A 17,059-nucleotide genomic window follows, 5' to 3' on the forward strand; every position below is an offset into this window, starting at 1 on the left:
AAAATGTTTACAAGAATAACGAAAACGGCCCACCTGGCCTAATGATCAGGCTATTTCTTATGTTATTTTTACAATGAGACAATTGACGGCGCTAAGACCCTAAGGGTAATAATTGCACTGTTTCATAGTAAGGATGAACGGTTTGCAGCAGATCGTCGGCCGAGGTATGCGTCATAAACACCTGCGACAGGGAACATTGCTGCAGCAGGGAAAATAATTGCAGCAAGCGCCGGCGATCCAGCTTTTCAAAGATATCGTCGAGCAGCAGGAAGGGCTTTTTGCCCAGGCCCTGCAGCCAGTTGATATGCGCCAGCTTGAGGCTCACGAGAAAGGATTTTTTTTGCCCCTGGGAGGCATATGATTTCAACGGGTTATCCTCTATCGTAAACAGCCAATCTTCGGTATGCGGGCCGGTAAGGGTACGTTTATATTCCACATCGCGCTGGCGGGAGCGCTGCAACAGGGTAAACAGCTGGCCGGGTTCGGCGCAACGCCGGTATTGCAGGCCTACCTGCTCGGCATCGCCGCTGAGTATGCCGTAATACTGCTGTATCAGGGCCGGAATACGAACCGAAAGCTTTTCCCGCTCCTGTACCAGATAAGCGCCATGCCGGGCCAGCTGCTCGTCGTATACGTCGAGCAGACTATGGATATGGTGCTGTCCGCCTTGCTGCCGCAGCAGGGCATTGCGCTGCATCAGGTACTTCTGGTAGGCCAGCAGCTGCTCGAGGTAGTAAGGATCGCTCTGCGACAGCAATCCGTCGATAAACTTACGGCGTAGCTCACTGCCTTCGTTGATCAGCTCTATGTCGTCGGGCGCGATCATTACGGCGGTGTATTTACCAATATGCTCCGTTACCTTTTCGTACAGGACATCATCATGCTCCACGGTTTTTTTGCCCTCCTTCCATTTACAGACGATCTGCTCGGGGCCAAAGTGGCCTTCGATGCGAAAGCCTGCAGTGCCCCGCTGTGCATTGTTGAGCTCACGGCTCTGAAAATAGCTTTTGGTGTAGCAGAGGTAATAAATGGCATCGAGCAAATTGGTTTTGCCCACGCCATTGAGTCCCGTGATGCCCACCACAGGCGATTGGAAGCTGAATGTCTCGGCTGTGAAATTCCGGAATTGGGTAATTGATATTTTCTCTAAAAAGGACAAGCTTAAGGGATTGGCTATGCAGCTGCTGTTAGGGCCGGAACACAGCTTACCGGCATGATATAAGTCAATAATTGCGCTGTGGCCTTGCAGGCCGCGAAAGGCGCCGGCATTTTTCGCCCTTGCCCCAAGCATTTCTGCAAAGTTTTTATATTTTCGCACAAAAATAGTTAAACTGTGCAAACACAATTCGGAAAAGAGATTTATCTGAAATGGTATGAAAGTATGCTGTTGCAGCGCCGTTTCGAAGAGAAGGCCGGCCAACTGTACGGCATGCAGAAGATCCGCGGATTTTGCCATTTATATATAGGACAGGAAGCTGTATCGGCGGGCATTATGTCGGCTATTCGGGAAGACGATAACCTGATCACCGCTTATCGTGATCACGGTTTAGCTATTGCCAAAGGCATTACTGCCAATGCCTGTATGGCTGAGCTCTATGCCAAAGCCACCGGCTGTACCGGTGGCAAGGGCGGCTCCATGCACTTTTTTTCCAAAGAAAAGCGCTTCTTCGGTGGGCACGGTATTGTAGGCGGACAGATAGGCCTGGGCGCCGGCATAGCCTTTGCCGACCAGTACAATAACAACGACCGGGTGACCATTTGCATGTTTGGCGATGGCGCTGCGCGTCAGGGTATGCTGCACGAGACCTTCAATATGGCTGTGCTGTGGCAGCTTCCCGTGATCTTCATTTGCGAGAACAACCATTATGCCATGGGTACTTCGGTTGAACGTACCTCCAAGGTGCTTGATATCTATCGCCTGGCCGATGCCTACGATATGCCCGGCGATTCGGTAGATGGGATGAGCCCCGAGGCCGTGCATACAGCTATCGAGCGCGCCGCCAAGCGCGCCCGTGAAAAAGGCGGACCTACCTTCCTGGAGATCAAGACCTATCGCTACCGCGGCCACTCGATGAGCGATCCGGCCAAATACCGCTCCAAGGAAGAGGTAGAAGAATACAAGGAGCAGGATCCAATCGAAAAGGCGCTGGTAAAGATAAAAGAGAACAACTGGGCTACCGACGAAGAGATCGAAGCCATCAACGAAAGGGTAAAGGAGGAAGTGGAAGAATCGGTGCGTTTTGCAGAAGAAAGTCCTTATCCCGAGGACAGCGCCCTGTATGAACACATCTACATGCAGCCCGATTATCCTTTTATCAAAGACTAAGACCATTCCGGACAAATGCCGCCCGGGAATTAAAGCCCCGGACGGCATTTGCTTTCAAGCATAATTTATTGCGGGTAAGGCGACTCTTTTTGCCAGGCGACACTTGACAAATTGAGAAAATATTTTACCTTTGCGCTCACTTTATATTACTTTATTACCCCAAATGGCAAATACTACCAGAACGAATCCAGGCGAAGCCCCGGTAATTACGGAGAACAAGGGAGGCGACTCCCTGAGAAAAATGCAGTCTTCTTTTGAAAAAAATCAAAAAATAATTGTCGGCGCTGTTGTGGTGGTGGTGTTGCTGGTAGGCGGTTATTTCGGTTATAAACAATTGGTGCAGAAGCCCAACGAAGAAAAGGCAGCCAATGCCTTATTCAGTGCCGAGCAATGGTTCGGTATGGATTCGCTTAACTACGCCCTCAATGGCGATGGCCAGCATGGCGGCGCTTTGAGCGTGATCAAGAAATACGGCGATACCAAAGCCGGTAACCTGGCCCGCTATTATGCCGGCCTCAGCTACCTGCGTACCGGCGATGCCAAGAATGCGATCGTACAGCTGGAAAAATTTGACGGTAAAGGTACACCGCTGGAATACCTGGCCTATGGCGCCCTTGGCGATGCCTATATGGAAACCAACAACAATGCCAAAGGCATTGAAATGTACAAGAAAGCTTCAGCCAACGAGAAAGATAACTTCATTTCTCCACTGTACCTGTTCCGTGCGGCCCTGGCCAGCGAGGTATCGGGCAAAGCAGATGACGCCAAAAAGCTCTATCTCGACCTAAAAGCCAAATATCCCTACAGCCAGCAGGCTCAGGAAGTGGATAAATACCTGGCCCGCCTGGGTGAGCTGACTAACGATTAATAATCCTATTCGATAAAAGAACCCTCCGGCCTTAATGACCGGAGGGTTCTTTGTTTATACGGCGAGATCAGCATTTACAAGTAAACAGGTGCTTGGAATCGCTGCACATGACCTGGCTGAGGCAGGTAAAGGGATCCACTTCGGAGCTTCCGCCGCGGAGCAGATACATTTTTTGCTCGCCCAGGGAAACGATGGTTTTTTTCTTCAAAGACAAACGGGTACTTGCGCTTTTCTTTTTCATCATTATTTGTTTTTGGGGGTGAAAAAAGAACTTGTTCCTTACCGGCAGGCCTACCAGTCGGGACAGTTGCAGGTAATGCAGGGCTGATACTTGGTGCAGCCTACAGAAGGCGGGCAGTTCGCATTGGTGTTAACACCACCCAGGATCTTCCGGCTTTCGCCGGTGCTGAGGCTGAGGATTTCTTTTTTAGCCAGGTTCAGCTTTGACGATTGCAGTTTCTTCTTCATAATCAAAATGGTTGTTTGGGGTGAACTTAAAATTACCAAAACCTGCTTTGTTATTGCCCTTTTTAATACACATCGTCGACAGCAGATGCATAAAAGACTGCCTGACAGCAGCTGAGCATATGTTAATTATAATACAAGGGAAATAACCTGGTGGAGCAAGCCGATACGGAACACAAGTGGAGGCTCCGGCGGTTTTAATACAAATCGTATATATTTGCCGCCTATATTCTATAGCATCGATGAAGATATACAACCCCAAAGACTGGTACGAAGTATTGTTCCATATCCAGAAGTCGGATACGCTCAGGCGGCTTTTTCCCTACATGGTTTTCGTAGCCCTTTTTTCGCTGGGCATCGCCTTCTGGGAGATAGAGTACCTGCACCTGGGCCAGAACAGCTGGGTGAAGAATGTGCCGGTGATGCATACGTTGCTGGGCTTTGCGATATCCATGCTGCTGGTATTCCGTACCAATACGGCATACGACCGCTGGTGGGAAGGCCGTAAGCTTTGGGGCGCCCTGGTCAACAACAGCCGCAACCTGGCGCTGAAGCTAAACGTGATGCTGGATACCGAAGATAAAAACGCCAGGAATTTCTTCCGGGAAACGATCCCTTTATATGCCTCTGTGCTCAAAGACCACCTGCAATCGGAAGTAACCCGCATGGCCCTGGACGAGACCGACCATCCCGAGCTAGACAGTATCGATACCCGTAAGCATGTGCCCAACCAGGTAGCAGGCCTCATGATGCAAAGGATCAATACCCTGTACAAGCAGGACAAGCTAAGCGGCGACCAGCTGATCACGCTCAATGGCGAGCTCTCCTCTTTTACCGATATCTGCGGAGCCTGCGAGCGTATCAAGAATACGCCTATCCCCTACTCCTACAGCTCCTTTATCAAGAAATTCATCTTCATTTATGTGATGACGCTGCCCTTTGGCTATGTGGTATTGCTGGGCTATTATGTGGCGCCTATCGTCACCTTTGTCTTTTATGTGCTGGCGAGCCTGGAGCTGGTGGCCGAGGAAATTGAAGATCCTTTCGGCTTCGATCCCAATGATCTGCCGATGGATAAGATGGCTTCCAATATCAAGAAGCATGTGGGGGAAATTATCTGATCTTCCAGTACTATTCCGTAGAGGCGTAGCAAATGCTGTACAGACGTAGCAATGCTACGTCTGTACAGGTATGAAAGATTCCCGGAGCGGCATGTAATGAAAATTATTTGATCTCTCAGCAGTATTCCGTAGAGATGTAGCATTGCTACATCTCTACGGAATACTGCTTGCTAACCCGATGTAGCATCTTCCTTTTTCTTCGTACCCCTTTCTTCGGCAAATGAGAATAGCCGTAATTGCGGCGCCCGCCAGAAGGTAAGGGCCACCACGGCCAGAGTAAGACAACCGCCGAGAACGATAGCGTGCACCGTACCCAGCCAGTTGGCCATTACGCCGCTTTCAAAATCGCCCAGTTCGTTGGAGGAGCTGATGAACATGGTATTGACAGAAGCCACACGGCCCCGCATATCGTCGGGTGTTACCAATTGCAATATGGTGCCGCGGATAACCACGCTCACAGCATCGAACATACCCGATAAGATGAGCACGCCGAAGGAAAGGAAGAAATTGCGGGAGATCCCGAAAATGATAATGCTCACGCCAAAACCGGCTACACAGGCAAACAGTTTTTTGCCGGGATGAGTACGCAGCGGTATAAAGGCCAGCAAACCCAGGGTGATCAAAGCGCCGATGCCCGGCGCCGCGCGCAGGAAACCGAATGCCGTGGCCCCGCTGAAGAAGCTGCCGTTGTCGGGGAAAAATTCCTGCTGTACGGCAGGGAGCAGCGCGACCGCGCCGCCAAACAATACCGAGAACATATCAAGGCATTGCGCCCCCAGCAGTGCGGGGGTTTTGAAAACAAATTTAAGACCCTCTCCTATGCTTTTGAATATAGGTTCGCGGGTCTGCTTCAGGATCGGTTTAGGCTTTATGCGCAATAGCGGGATGAGCAATAACAGCTCGATGAAGAATACCATGGCCGACGCGATAACGATGCCGCCGCTGTTGGCTTTCAGGGCACTCACTTGTTCCGCATTGTTGATCATACTTTCTGGTATAGCCGGGCTGAACATAGCGATCGTAGTACCGGCAATAAGCGGTCCCAGTACGGCGCCGATCTGCCAGGCCATGCTGGACCAGCTGGTCGCGTTGGGATATTCGGAGCGCGGCACCAGTTGCCCCAGTAAGGAAAAGGAAGCCGGTCCCAGGAAGGAGCGTAAAATACCGCCGATGAAAATGAGAAAAAAAATGCTGCCCAGCCGCAGGTCGTGGCCCAGGTGCTGCATCGCGAAAGGTGTGGCCAGGTAGAAGAGCCCCAGCCCCAGCATAATATAGCCTGTGAGCGCCTTGAGGAGCATACCCCTTTTTTCGTGCTGGTCGACAATGTGGCCCGAAAATAAAGAGCAGCTGATAACGGGGATCACTTCGGCCAGACCTACAAAACCCAGCGCAAGCTTGCTTTGTCCCGTGAGGTGGTATACCCAGTAACTAACAATCGAGAACTGCATGGCCAGCGCAAAAATGAGACCGAAGCGAATGGCGAGGTAGTTTCGGAATTCTTTAACCGCAAGCGCGGGATTCTTTTGCAGAAAGGTATCGGAAAAGGACAAGGAGCTAACTTTTTTTGCAAAAATACGATTCCCCGCAGGAAGGGGTTTTTATTTCTGATCAAAAGAACGTTAAGCGGCGGAGTGTGGCTACAATCCCGCCAATCCAACAGCCCATACCACAAAGTAATTCTGCTATACCACAAGTTAATCCTGTCCGGGTCCAGCCCCCCTGCTTACTTTTATTAAAAAACCAAACATGAACACACCAAAACTAGTTTTATTCGTCCTGCTGCTATCCCTTACCCAGGTGTGTAGCGCGCTGATAACCGGTACCACTTGCGTTAAAGTTGGGCAACCGGCATCCTTCACCTTGCAATATCCTGGCTCGCAAGGTATATATTGGATACTTTCCGGCAACGGTGACGTCACTTTAGGTCAATATTCGAATAAAGTAACTATTGTACCGACACAGGGCACATGCAATATGACGCTTGAAGTGCAATTTTATGATGCCGGTTGGAACTATCAAAGCGAAAGCATCACACTGACACTCGCCCCTTACATCGCTGCACCTACACAGGATGTTTATCCCGGCGAACTGTTTTCGGCCAATATGATCAACCCATGTGGCAGCGCTTGCAGCTACTCCTGGAGTATTCCCGGCTGTGTATGTATTACTGGTTCCAGCAGCCTGCCTTATATCCAGGCATACCCACCACCTTTGACCGGGGGAAATGGCTCTTTCGTGGTCAACTGTACCGCTAACTGTAACGGCAACTGCTCTTCGGGAATAACGGCTTCACTCACCTTCCAGACAAGACTACGGACACCAAGTAATCTTACGGCCTCGGGGCAGCCTTTCTGTTCTTCTTCAACACCGATCACGTTTTCTGTCAATACCGTTAACGGCGCCGCCGCCTACGACTGGAGCCTGCCCACCGGATGGATAATCACCTCTTCGCCCACCACCAGCAATACCATTACCGTAACTCCCGACGGCATTCATGGCGGTACAGTCTCCGTCAGAGCAGTGTCGGGTAGCCTTACTTCCAATTCTGTCAGCCTGAATATGCCACTGATCAACGACGACAGCCGTCACAATCTGATTACGATGCCTAATGGTCAACTGATGTATACAGGTACTGACCAGAAACTGCATCACCGTCGATGGGATGGCAGTCAATGGGCTTATACCGCCATTAACCCTATCAATGGCTGGGGAAATGTCAGGGTCTCCGGTTGGTTGGCAAGCGATGATCTCGGAACCTTGGTCTATTTTAAGTCGACGAACAATAAGCTCTACCGTATGCTTTATTCCACTGCAGCCAACTTTTGGGTATTGCAGGCGATTCCTACCATAGTGGATGTCAAAAGCAATATTGCCTGGCGGTCTGATGGTATTTTTTACATTGGTACCGACGACAAAATTTACAGGGTTTATCAATCGGGAGGCGGCTGGGTCGCCTCAGGTATTGACCCCGGCAACTGGCAGGGAATACAAGTAGCAGGTTCCCTCGCCCTCAGCCCCGCCGCGGGAGGCAATGTCTTTTTTAAAACTACCGATAACCGTATTTTCAATTTATGGAACGGATATGCTGCTCCCCAGCTAAATGAAATTCCTACTACCGGTTGTATCGGAGAAGTCGCATTTTACGGAAGCAGGCTTTACTTTAAAGGTACCGATAGCAAGATACATTATGTAACCTGGAATGGCAGTACCTGGGTTGAATCCACTTACGGTGCCAATATGCCTTATACCATGGATGGCTTTATGGCTTTCGACAATCTTACGGACAAGATATTCTACAAAGGAACAGACGGAAGGATACACAATGTTTATCCTGTAAGCCCGGGAAGTAGTACCTATACTGATGGCCCACTCGCTAACAACATAACGAATGTTGCCGGCGATCTTGCTTACCCGGGTGGTCAGCTATTCTACATTTCGAAGGATAATAAGATCCATGATTTTATGTGGAACGGAACAGCCTGGTGGGATGCCGATTTCCCCTTGGCTAATGCTAAGACTTGCTCCGACCAGTACAACGGTTTTATGTATAAGCCTGCAGGAACAGGAGGAACTAACGCGAGCTCACAGGAAAATACCGGCATGTCGACGGTGCATCAAGCTACAAGTTCCGGCAACCTATCACTCTATCCCAATCCCAGTGATGGCTTGTTTACGATTGAAGGCGATGGTATAGGCGATGCTGTAATTGATATGTATGATGCTAGGGGCAGGAAAATTGTGCCGGTATTCGGCTCAAGAAATGCTATTACCGTTACGGTAGATCTTCGCAGTTATCCCAATGGGCTTTACATGGTACATATCGTGACGCCGCAATACCGCATTTCGAAAAAAATATTGCTGCAACGGCAATAACGTCTGCAACAGTGCTTTATCAATACCGGTACCGGGATCGGTACCGGTTACTATTCTTTCTACAACCAATCTAAATACTATGTCACTATCCCGAATTATTTCTTTAATCGCTGCTCTGTTGCTTACGGTCAGTGGCAAGGCAGCTATACAAGGCGATACCTGTCTTACCAAGAATGCGCCTTCCATGTTTACCCTTGTATTCCCCGGTGCCCATAATATTCAATGGTCGATGTACGGAGGAGCTTACTTTCAGTCGGTCACCAATATGGCCAGCGTTTGGGTTTTCCCATACGATAATATTTGCGCTACCGTTCTTACTGTGAATTATGACGATGTAAACAATGTTCATCTAACAGAGCGTGTTGTGTTACACCTGAAACCATACCTGTTGACATATCCAAATCAATTGGTTGAGGCCGGCGTTCAATCTGTAGTATCTTGTTACAATCCCTGTCCGGGCAACTGCACCTATCAATGGAGCATACCAGGTTGTTCCAATTGTATTATTGGATCAAGTACTTCATCCACTGTCAATTTCTATCCGCCGCCCATAAGCGGCAATGGCAGTTTTACTATCCAGTGTTTCGTCGATTGTGGCACCGCCTGCGTACCGGGTAATACACTGAGCATGAATTTGAAAACGCAACTGGCCCGGCCACAGGTGACAGCCTCGGGACAAGGGTTTTGCGCTTCGGCAAATCCGATTACTTATACCACAACACCAGTTCCGGGTGCAACCAGTTACGAGTGGACGCTCCCGGCCGGCTGGACCGGTAACTCCACTACCAACACGATCGTAGCTACGCCCAACGGAACTTATGGAGGCAATGTTACTGTCGCGGCTAAGGCTGCTAATGTCAGCTCTGCCACAGCTGTAGTTACGGCTGCACAGCTTTCTGATACCAGCAGGCACAACCTGATCGCCATGTCGGATACCAGGATTGTTTATGTGGGTACAGATCAGAAACTGCATAGCCAGCATTGGGACGGCACACAATGGGTCTATACTGCTATTAATCCCTCAGGCGGCTGGGGCAATATCCAGGTAGAGGGCTGGTTGGCCGCAAACGATCTGGGCACCAGGGTCTTTTTCAAAACAACAACCGGCAAGCTTTACTTCCTTATCTTTTTGAATAACAGCTGGTTCATTAGCTCCGTTCCCACAACTACAGATGTCAGAAGCAATATTTTGTGGCGGTCCGACGGTATATTTTATATTGGCGTCGATAATAAAGTTTACAGAGGTTACCAGTCGGGCAGCTTCTGGAATGTAGCGGCAATCGTGCCTCCCGGATGGCCGGGTATACAAATCGCAGGCAACCTGGCACTGGATCCGGCAACGGAAGGCAATATTTTCTTCAGAACCAAGGATAACCGGCTGTTCAACATTTATGACCTTACAGGTGGCTATAGCTCGCCAAAGCTTGGTGAGATTATTACCTCCGGCTGCAGCGGAGAGGTCATTTTCCGTAACAACAGGGTATACTTCAGGGCGACGGACTACAAAATCCACTATATGCAATGGAACAATGGCTGGGTAGAATCAGTTTATGCACCGAATACAGCCTACGACGTTAATGGTTTCATCGCCTTTGACAATATGACCGACAAGATATTTTATAAGGGATCCGATGGCAAAGTGCGTAATGTTTACCCTGTGAGTCCCGGAAGCAGCACTTATGCGGACGGCCAGTTGGGCAACAATTTAAATGTTGCCGGCGACCTGCTATACATGGGTGGGAAGCTTTTTTATATCGCAACGGACAATAAAATTCACAATTTCCAATGGAACGGAACCAATTGGTGGGATTCTGATTTTCCATTGCCCAATGCAAAAACTTGCTCCCGACAATACTTCAGTTTCAGCGCCAAACCAGCCGCTGATCCGGACGATATATCCCCTACAAACAATGGCTCTGATCAACATATGGTCAAAGAAATGCGGGAGGCAACAGGCTTTTCCCTGTATCCCAATCCCAGCAAAGGATTATTCACTATCGAGATGCCGGACATAAAAACTGCCGGTATTACTTTATACGACGCACAGGGCAACAAACTGGTGCCGGTAATGAGCATAGGAAATGATACACGCTGTACCATAGATCTCAGCCGCTATCCCAAAGGCCTCTATATGATACATATCACCACCAACGGGCAACGGATTTCCCGAAAAGTATTATTTCAGTAACCCCGATCAGGAAATGTTTCTAAATACTTTTATCGAAGCCATGCCAACAACGCTGAAATATTCCTATGGCGGTCAAGACAAGGAAATTACTCAAACCAATTTTTATGAAAAAGAAACAGTTAGTACTCGGCCAAAAATTATTCATTAGGAAAGAACAGATCGGAGCGCTTACAGCAGGAGCGCAGCAAGCACTGGCAGGAGGAAGTACAATAGGTCCCGGCTGCTCTGTGACGCCTACTGTATGTAACTGCCCTGTCACAGGAACCTCTTGCCTTACCACAACGACGGGGGGAAGCATTCGTACAGTTTGTTAGTATGACTTGAATTAGGTGCCTTCTCCTTTACGCACAAAGCGGTGGTGGGGCAATAATCTTTGCCCACATTTACCCTGTGGTTACTTATAGAAGATGCCTTTGATCATCCCCTTTAACCCTTGTGCCCGACGCTGACAACTCCTTACGGCGATTAAGAGAAAGGAGCCACTCAAAAAAAATTATGAAAAAAACGAAACTGGCGCTTGGCCCGAAATTAGCGATCAGAAAACAACGTCTAACGCTCCTGGCTACAGAAACGCAACATGAAGTAGTAGGTGGCGCTACGCAGATCGTTACCTGCCAGCAGGCCTGTCTGATAACCCGCTCTTGTGCGCCCGCCATTTGCGAAACGACAGCCTGCCCGCCTACCAATTAAAAGAATGCGCAGAGGCTGGCTCCTGTGTTTGCGCAAGCAAGCGTAAGAGACAGCTTCTGTTGCTTTAGTGCGGCAGTTGCAGCGCCAGCAGGAACAGGGATCCCAGAAACAATACCACCGCCAGCAACAGCGTAAAGAAAGCGGCTGTGGCCTTTTGCTCAAAGGGATCGCCCAGCCGGCGACTGCGGCCCGCCTGCCGGTAAAAGAACAGCGAAAGGCATAAGGCTACCATTCCCAACAGGAATACCAGAACTATGCCAGGCGTGATCCGGTGCAACATATATAGGTTCAAAAAAAGCAAACAGACCGCCCTGCGGTCTGTTTGCATAATACATTATGTCGATCAGGCTGCGGCTTCTTCTGCCAGGTCCTTTTCCACGATCAGGTTTTCAATAATAAATTTCTGGCGCTCGGGGGTATTTTTACCCATAAATTCCTGGAGCAGCTTCTGGATGTGCGCATCCTTGGTCAGCAGCACCGGCTCCCGGCGCATGTCTTCGCCTATGAACTGGCCGAATTCATCGGGCGATATCTCACCCAATCCTTTAAACCGGGTAATTTCAGGACGGTTGCCCAGCTCGGCCACGGCCTTCTGCTTCTCTTCCTCGTTGTAGCAGTAAATGGTCTTTTGCTTGTTGCGTACCCGGAACAAAGGCGTTTCCAGGATATAAATATGCCCGTTGCGCACCAGGTCGGGAAAGAATTGCAGGAAGAAGGTCATAATGAGCAGGCGGATGTGCATACCATCCACATCGGCATCGGTCGCGATCACGATATTGTTGTACCGCAGACCTTCCAGGCCCTCCTCAATATTGAGCGCATGTTGTAGCAGGTTGAACTCTTCGTTCTCATACACCACCTTTTTGGTAAGGCCAAAGCAATTGAGTGGCTTACCCCTGAGGCTGAATACTCCTTGTGATTCTACATTGCGGGTCTTGGTGATGGAACCGCTGGCCGAGTCGCCTTCGGTGATAAAGATCGTCGATTCGAGCTGGCGCTGCTGGAACACTTCCTTGTTTCTGGCAGGAGGCTCATCGTTAAGGTGAATGCGGCAATCGCGCAGCTTCTTGTTGTGCAGGTTGGCTTTCTTGGCTCTTTCATTGGCCAGCTTACGAATACCAGACAGCTCTTTGCGTTCCCGCTCGCTTTGCTCGATGCGCTTTTTAAGCGCTTCAGCTACTGCGGCATTCTTATGCAGGTAATTGTCCAGTTCCTTGGACAGGAAATCCAGTACGAAGCTCTTCATCGAAGGCCCGTTCTCATAAGTGGTAAGCGAGCCCAACTTGGTCTTTGTCTGCGATTCAAATACGGGCTCCTGTACCCTTACCGAGATCGCGGCGCATATACTCTGCCGTATATCGGCGGCATCGTAATCTTTTTTATAAAAATCCCTGATCGTTTTCACGAAAGCCTCGCGGAAAGCCGCCTGGTGTGTACCGCCCTGGGTCGTGTGCTGCCCGTTTACAAAGGAATAGATCTCTTCGCCGTAATCGCCGGTATGGGTAAGCGCCAGCTCGATATCTTCTCCTTTCAGATGAATGATCGGATAGCGGATCTCTTCGGCATTGGTCTTATTAGTAAGCAGATCGAGCAAGCCATTCTTCGACAGGTATTTTTTACCATTGAAATAGATTGCCAGCCCTGCATTGAGGTAGCAATAATTCCATATCTGGTTGATGTTATAGTCCTGGATGAAGTGGTAATTCTTAAACACGGAATCATCGGGTGTAAAGCTCACCTCGGTACCGTTCGGCTCACTCGTCGCGACTTCTTTATGCTCCTTCTTCAGCTGTCCTTTTTCGAACTCGGCCGTCTTGGCCCTGCCATCGCGATAAGAGGTCACCCTGAAGCTGCTGCTGAGCGCATTCACGGCTTTTGTACCCACGCCGTTAAGACCCACCGACTTCTGGAAGGCCTTGCTGTCGTATTTGGCGCCGGTATTGATCTTGCTCACCACATCGACCACTTTTCCCAGCGGAATACCCCGGCCATAGTCCCTTATCAGCACCGAGCCTTCGGCTACCGTGATCTCGACCTGCTTGCCAAAACCCATGGTGTACTCATCGATACAGTTGTCCACCACTTCTTTCAGCAATACATAGATACCATCGTCCATGCTGCTGCCATCGCCCAGCTTGCCTATGTACATACCCGGGCGCAGGCGTATATGCTCGCGCCAGTCGAGCGACCGGATACTATCTTCATTATATTCCACCATTACTTTTTCTTCTGCCATAGTGCTTCTTGTTGCTTTTTAGCTGCGCAAAAATAAGGAAATGATCGCTGGATCGGAAAGCATGTTATAGTTAAGCAATAACGCATTATTACAAAAAATACATAACCATGTACATTAACTGTATATGAAATTTACCCGCATGCTTGTGTGGCTTTGGGGGAATCTCTAATTTTGCCCAACTTATTTTTATAATATAATCAAATTTACAAAAACGGTGTGTATGAGATCATCACTATTGAACAAGAGAACATTGGCTACAGGCCTGGCAGCGCTGACGCTGACAGCTGTATTGGGAACGGACGCGAATGCCCAGCTGAGCCTGACCGGAGCCAGCTATACACAGGATTTTAATAGTATTGCCAGCGGCCTGCCTGTAGGTTGGACCGTACGTACCGGCGCAACGGCTACCATACTGGGCACTGACGTTACCGCCACTAAATATACCGGCACTGTCGGCGCTGCGACAGAGTGGGCTAACTTTTCCGGCGGTTTCCGGAATGCTGCATCTGCTACCCCTTTTACCTATTACGCTTCTGGTACAACTGCTTTGCAGGCTTCTGAAACCAACCGTGCACTTTCTGTAAGGCAGGTTGGCGCTACCAGCGCCAGTTTCCCCAATTCTGATTCCGGCGCTGCTTTTGTATTGCAGATCGCGAATACTACTGGTCTGACCGCCTTCAATCTTTCTTTCAAATTGCAGTCCCTGGATTCTACTTCGGCCAGGGTAACTACCTGGAAAGTGGATTATGGCTTCGGCAGCAGCCCTACTACATTCACTCCGGCTACCACTACCGGTACAATGACTACAGGCGGCAACACCTATGCCAACCATGCCGTTACCGTGAATTTCGGCACTGCACTGGATAACCAATCCGGTCCGGTATATATCCGTATCGTAACGTTGAACAATAGTACTGGCGCGAGCAACAGGACCACTACAGGTATCGACGATTACACCCTTACCTGGACCGGCGCTGCTACTGCTACCAATATCCAGGTGGTATCCAAAACGCCTACAGGAACCGGCGTTCCCCTGAGCACCAATACCCTGCATATCAAATACGACAACCCTGTAGCGATCGGCACGGGTAACGTACGGCTGTACAAAGCATCTGCTCCCAGCGCACCAGTGGCCACCTTTAATGTGACTACTGCTGCTACGGCTAATACCGATTCGTCTGTTACCATCACCGGTATGGCGCTGGAAAACAATACCAACTATTTCGTGAATATGGATGCCGGTGCTGTCACCAAAACCGGTGGAACCCTGCCCAACGAAGCGATTACCGGCGCTACAGCATGGACCTTCTCTACTGTAGACACTACAGGACCTGCTGCGATGACCAGCCTGAACGAGACCTTTGCTTCTTGCAACTTCCCTGCCATGGGTGTATTTGTTCAATATAGCGTTGCCGGTACCAAAACCTGGAGATGCTCTACCCGCAACTACCATGGTACTGCCGATACCTTCTCGGTTTATATCAACGGCGGTTCTGCTACCGGTATATCTGAAGCAAACGATGACTGGCTGATCTCCAAAGCGCCTTTCGATTTTTCTGCGCTTACCTCACCCGAGCTGAGCCTGTGGCAATACCGTCATTTTGACGGCAATGTAACCCGTACCGTGAAGATCTCTACCAACTACGTGGCTGGCACCAACCCCAACAGCGCCATCTGGACTACATTGACCGTACCCGCTATGGGCACCACGCCTACTGCAGATACCTGGGAGCAGGTAGCCGGTATCGATCTTACGCCTTATAAGAGCAGCCCCTTCTACATTGCCTTTACGTACAACTGCGGTACAGACGGTGCTTATGAGCTGACTTATGACGATATCAAAGTACAGAACAAAACAGTGGGTATCTTCGGAACCAACCGCGGACAGCTGGCCCTGCAAGTGCTGGGTGATGCTACTGCCAACGCGATCCAGCTGGGCATCTCCCTGGAGAAAGCAGCTGACGTAACTGCCCAGGTTTTCGATATGACCGGCCGTAAAGTATACAGCCAGGCGCTGAAAGTAAACAGCGGTCGCGGTGTATACACCCTGTCTAACACTGGTCTGCAAGCCGGCATGTACGTGATCCGTATCACAAACGGCGCCGAGTTTGGCTCGATCAAAGCAATGGTAAAATAATATTGACCGGCAACGGTATCGATAATGAAGTTGCCGGGTTTGTCCCGGCAACTTTTTTTATGGCCGGAACCGGATCACCTGCTGTTTTTTGTGCCCGGATTCCGTGTACCTCCCCCGAAAAGCTTACTTTTGCAGCGCTAAAACAAATCATCCTTTAAACAATAAATACAACGATATGAGTAAAGGCCCGGTTTCACAATTCATACAACATCATTACCGTCATTTTAATGCGGCTGCCCTGATGGACGCCGCGAAAGGCTATGAAACGCACCTGGCGGAGGGCGGCAAAATGCTGGTCTCGCTGGCTGGCGCTATGAGCACCGCCGAGCTCGGTATCTCGCTTGCCGAAATGATACGCCAGGACAAGATCCACCTGATCTCCTGCACCGGCGCCAACCTGGAAGAGGATGTGATGAACCTGGTCGCTCACTCCCATTATAAAAGAGTGCCCAACTACCGCGATCTTACCCCCCAGGATGAGTGGGATCTGCTGGAAAACCATTATAACCGTGTAACCGATACCTGCATTCCTGAAGAGGAAGCTTTCCGCCGCCTGCAAAAGCACCTCGAGCAGGCCTGGAAAGATGCCGAGGCCAAAGGAGAGCGCTATTTCCCACACGAGTTCCTGTACCAGGTGGTCCGGAGCGGCGACCTGGAGCAATACTACGAGATCGATCCCAAGGACAGCTGGATCCTGGCTGCCGCAGAAAAAAATATTCCCATTGTAGTACCAGGCTGGGAAGACAGCACTACTGGCAACATCTTTGCCAGCTATGTGATCAAGGGCGAATTAAAAGCCAGCACCGTAAAAAGCGGCATCGAGTACATGGTATGGCTCACGGAGCTGTACCGCGAGATGAGCACCGGCAAGGGACTGGGCTTTTTCCAGATCGGCGGTGGTATCGCGGGCGACTTCCCCATTTGCGTGGTGCCTATGATGTACCAGGACCTGGAATGGCATGATGTGCCTTTCTGGTCTTACTTCTGCCAGATCTCCGACTCTACCACCTCTTACGGTTCTTATTCCGGAGCGGTGCCCAACGAGAAGATCACCTGGGGCAAGCTGGATATCCACACCCCTAAGTTTGTGGTCGAAAGTGATGCGACTATTGTAGCGCCGCTGATCTTTGCCTGGCTTCTGGGTTGGTAATACCG

15 protein-coding genes are annotated in these 17,059 nt (G+C 49.9%); 9 read left to right on the forward strand and 6 right to left on the reverse strand.

Annotated elements, in window-relative coordinates; all coding sequences use genetic code 11:
• Positions 1 to 91: 91 nt before the first annotated feature.
• Positions 92 to 1,159, reverse strand: coding sequence for a DNA replication/repair protein RecF (gene recF, locus DZK30_RS17990; protein ID WP_162903208.1), 1,068 nt, complete (start codon positions 1,157 to 1,159; stop codon positions 92 to 94).
• 174 nt (positions 1,160 to 1,333) lie between these two features.
• Here recF and pdhA point away from each other — a divergent pair, with 174 nt between their 5' ends.
• Together pdhA and DZK30_RS18000 are read left to right on the forward strand one after the other, a co-directional pair.
• Complete coding sequence (gene pdhA / locus DZK30_RS17995; RefSeq protein WP_118975551.1) at positions 1,334 to 2,326, forward strand: pyruvate dehydrogenase (acetyl-transferring) E1 component subunit alpha; 993 nt, start codon at positions 1,334 to 1,336, stop codon at positions 2,324 to 2,326.
• Between the two features lie 163 nt (positions 2,327 to 2,489).
• On the forward strand, positions 2,490 to 3,194 hold the full coding sequence (locus tag DZK30_RS18000) for a tetratricopeptide repeat protein (protein WP_118975552.1): 705 nt from the start codon (positions 2,490 to 2,492) through the stop codon (positions 3,192 to 3,194).
• A 67-nt stretch (positions 3,195 to 3,261) separates the two neighbouring features.
• On the opposite strand, the gene DZK30_RS25955 is transcribed toward DZK30_RS18000, so the two are convergent.
• A complete protein-coding gene (locus DZK30_RS25955) occupies positions 3,262 to 3,438 on the reverse strand; it encodes a class I lanthipeptide (RefSeq protein ID WP_162903209.1) in 177 nt (58 codons plus the stop codon).
• Between the two features lie 47 nt (positions 3,439 to 3,485).
• Positions 3,486 to 3,662 (reverse strand): class I lanthipeptide, encoded by a 177-nt coding sequence (locus DZK30_RS25960; RefSeq protein WP_162903210.1) that lies wholly within the window; start codon positions 3,660 to 3,662, stop codon positions 3,486 to 3,488.
• A 239-nt stretch (positions 3,663 to 3,901) separates the two neighbouring features.
• Here DZK30_RS25960 and DZK30_RS18005 point away from each other — a divergent pair, with 239 nt between their 5' ends.
• Positions 3,902 to 4,780 (forward strand): bestrophin family protein, encoded by an 879-nt coding sequence (locus DZK30_RS18005; protein ID WP_118975553.1) that lies wholly within the window; start codon positions 3,902 to 3,904, stop codon positions 4,778 to 4,780.
• Positions 4,781 to 4,950: 170 nt separating this feature from the next.
• Here the strand turns inward: DZK30_RS18005 and DZK30_RS18010 are convergent, their stop codons facing one another.
• Positions 4,951 to 6,330 carry an MFS transporter gene (locus DZK30_RS18010; RefSeq protein WP_240432950.1) on the reverse strand — a complete coding sequence of 460 codons (1,380 nt, stop codon included), beginning with the start codon at positions 6,328 to 6,330 and terminating at the stop codon, positions 4,951 to 4,953.
• A gap of 196 nt (positions 6,331 to 6,526) precedes the next feature.
• Between DZK30_RS18010 and DZK30_RS18015 the strand changes: the two genes are divergently transcribed.
• The 4 genes from DZK30_RS18015 (at position 6,527) to DZK30_RS25965 (ending at position 11,531) form a co-directional block, all read left to right on the forward strand.
• Entirely contained in the window at positions 6,527 to 8,653 is a 2,127-nt protein-coding gene (locus tag DZK30_RS18015; protein ID WP_118975554.1) for a T9SS type A sorting domain-containing protein, read from the forward strand.
• Between the two features lie 79 nt (positions 8,654 to 8,732).
• Positions 8,733 to 10,841, forward strand: coding sequence for a T9SS type A sorting domain-containing protein (locus DZK30_RS18020; RefSeq protein ID WP_162903211.1), 2,109 nt, complete (start codon positions 8,733 to 8,735; stop codon positions 10,839 to 10,841).
• Between the two features lie 104 nt (positions 10,842 to 10,945).
• Positions 10,946 to 11,155, forward strand: a complete 210-nt coding sequence (locus DZK30_RS26610) for a class I lanthipeptide (protein ID WP_205529484.1) — start codon at positions 10,946 to 10,948, stop codon at positions 11,153 to 11,155.
• Positions 11,156 to 11,336: 181 nt separating this feature from the next.
• Positions 11,337 to 11,531: a class I lanthipeptide gene (locus DZK30_RS25965; RefSeq protein WP_162903212.1), complete on the forward strand. Its 195-nt coding sequence runs from the start codon at positions 11,337 to 11,339 to the stop codon at positions 11,529 to 11,531.
• Between the two features lie 64 nt (positions 11,532 to 11,595).
• Here DZK30_RS25965 and DZK30_RS18025 read toward each other — a convergent pair whose 3' ends face one another.
• Both DZK30_RS18025 and DZK30_RS18030 read right to left on the reverse strand, forming a co-directional pair.
• A complete protein-coding gene (locus DZK30_RS18025) occupies positions 11,596 to 11,811 on the reverse strand; it encodes a hypothetical protein (RefSeq protein WP_118975556.1) in 216 nt (71 codons plus the stop codon).
• Positions 11,812 to 11,874: 63 nt separating this feature from the next.
• On the reverse strand, positions 11,875 to 13,767 hold the full coding sequence (locus DZK30_RS18030) for a DNA topoisomerase IV subunit B (RefSeq protein WP_118975557.1): 1,893 nt from the start codon (positions 13,765 to 13,767) through the stop codon (positions 11,875 to 11,877).
• Positions 13,768 to 13,987: 220 nt separating this feature from the next.
• Here DZK30_RS18030 and DZK30_RS18035 point away from each other — a divergent pair, with 220 nt between their 5' ends.
• Both DZK30_RS18035 and DZK30_RS18040 read left to right on the forward strand, forming a co-directional pair.
• On the forward strand, positions 13,988 to 15,904 hold the full coding sequence (locus tag DZK30_RS18035) for a T9SS type A sorting domain-containing protein (RefSeq protein ID WP_118975558.1): 1,917 nt from the start codon (positions 13,988 to 13,990) through the stop codon (positions 15,902 to 15,904).
• A gap of 175 nt (positions 15,905 to 16,079) precedes the next feature.
• Positions 16,080 to 17,054, forward strand: coding sequence for a deoxyhypusine synthase family protein (locus DZK30_RS18040; RefSeq protein WP_118975641.1), 975 nt, complete (start codon positions 16,080 to 16,082; stop codon positions 17,052 to 17,054).
• The last annotated feature ends 5 nt before the right edge of the window (positions 17,055 to 17,059 follow it).

Origin of the sequence: Taibaiella koreensis, from assembly GCF_003545715.1 — a bacterium.
Taxonomy (GTDB): Bacteria; Bacteroidota; Bacteroidia; order Chitinophagales; family Chitinophagaceae; genus Taibaiella; species Taibaiella koreensis.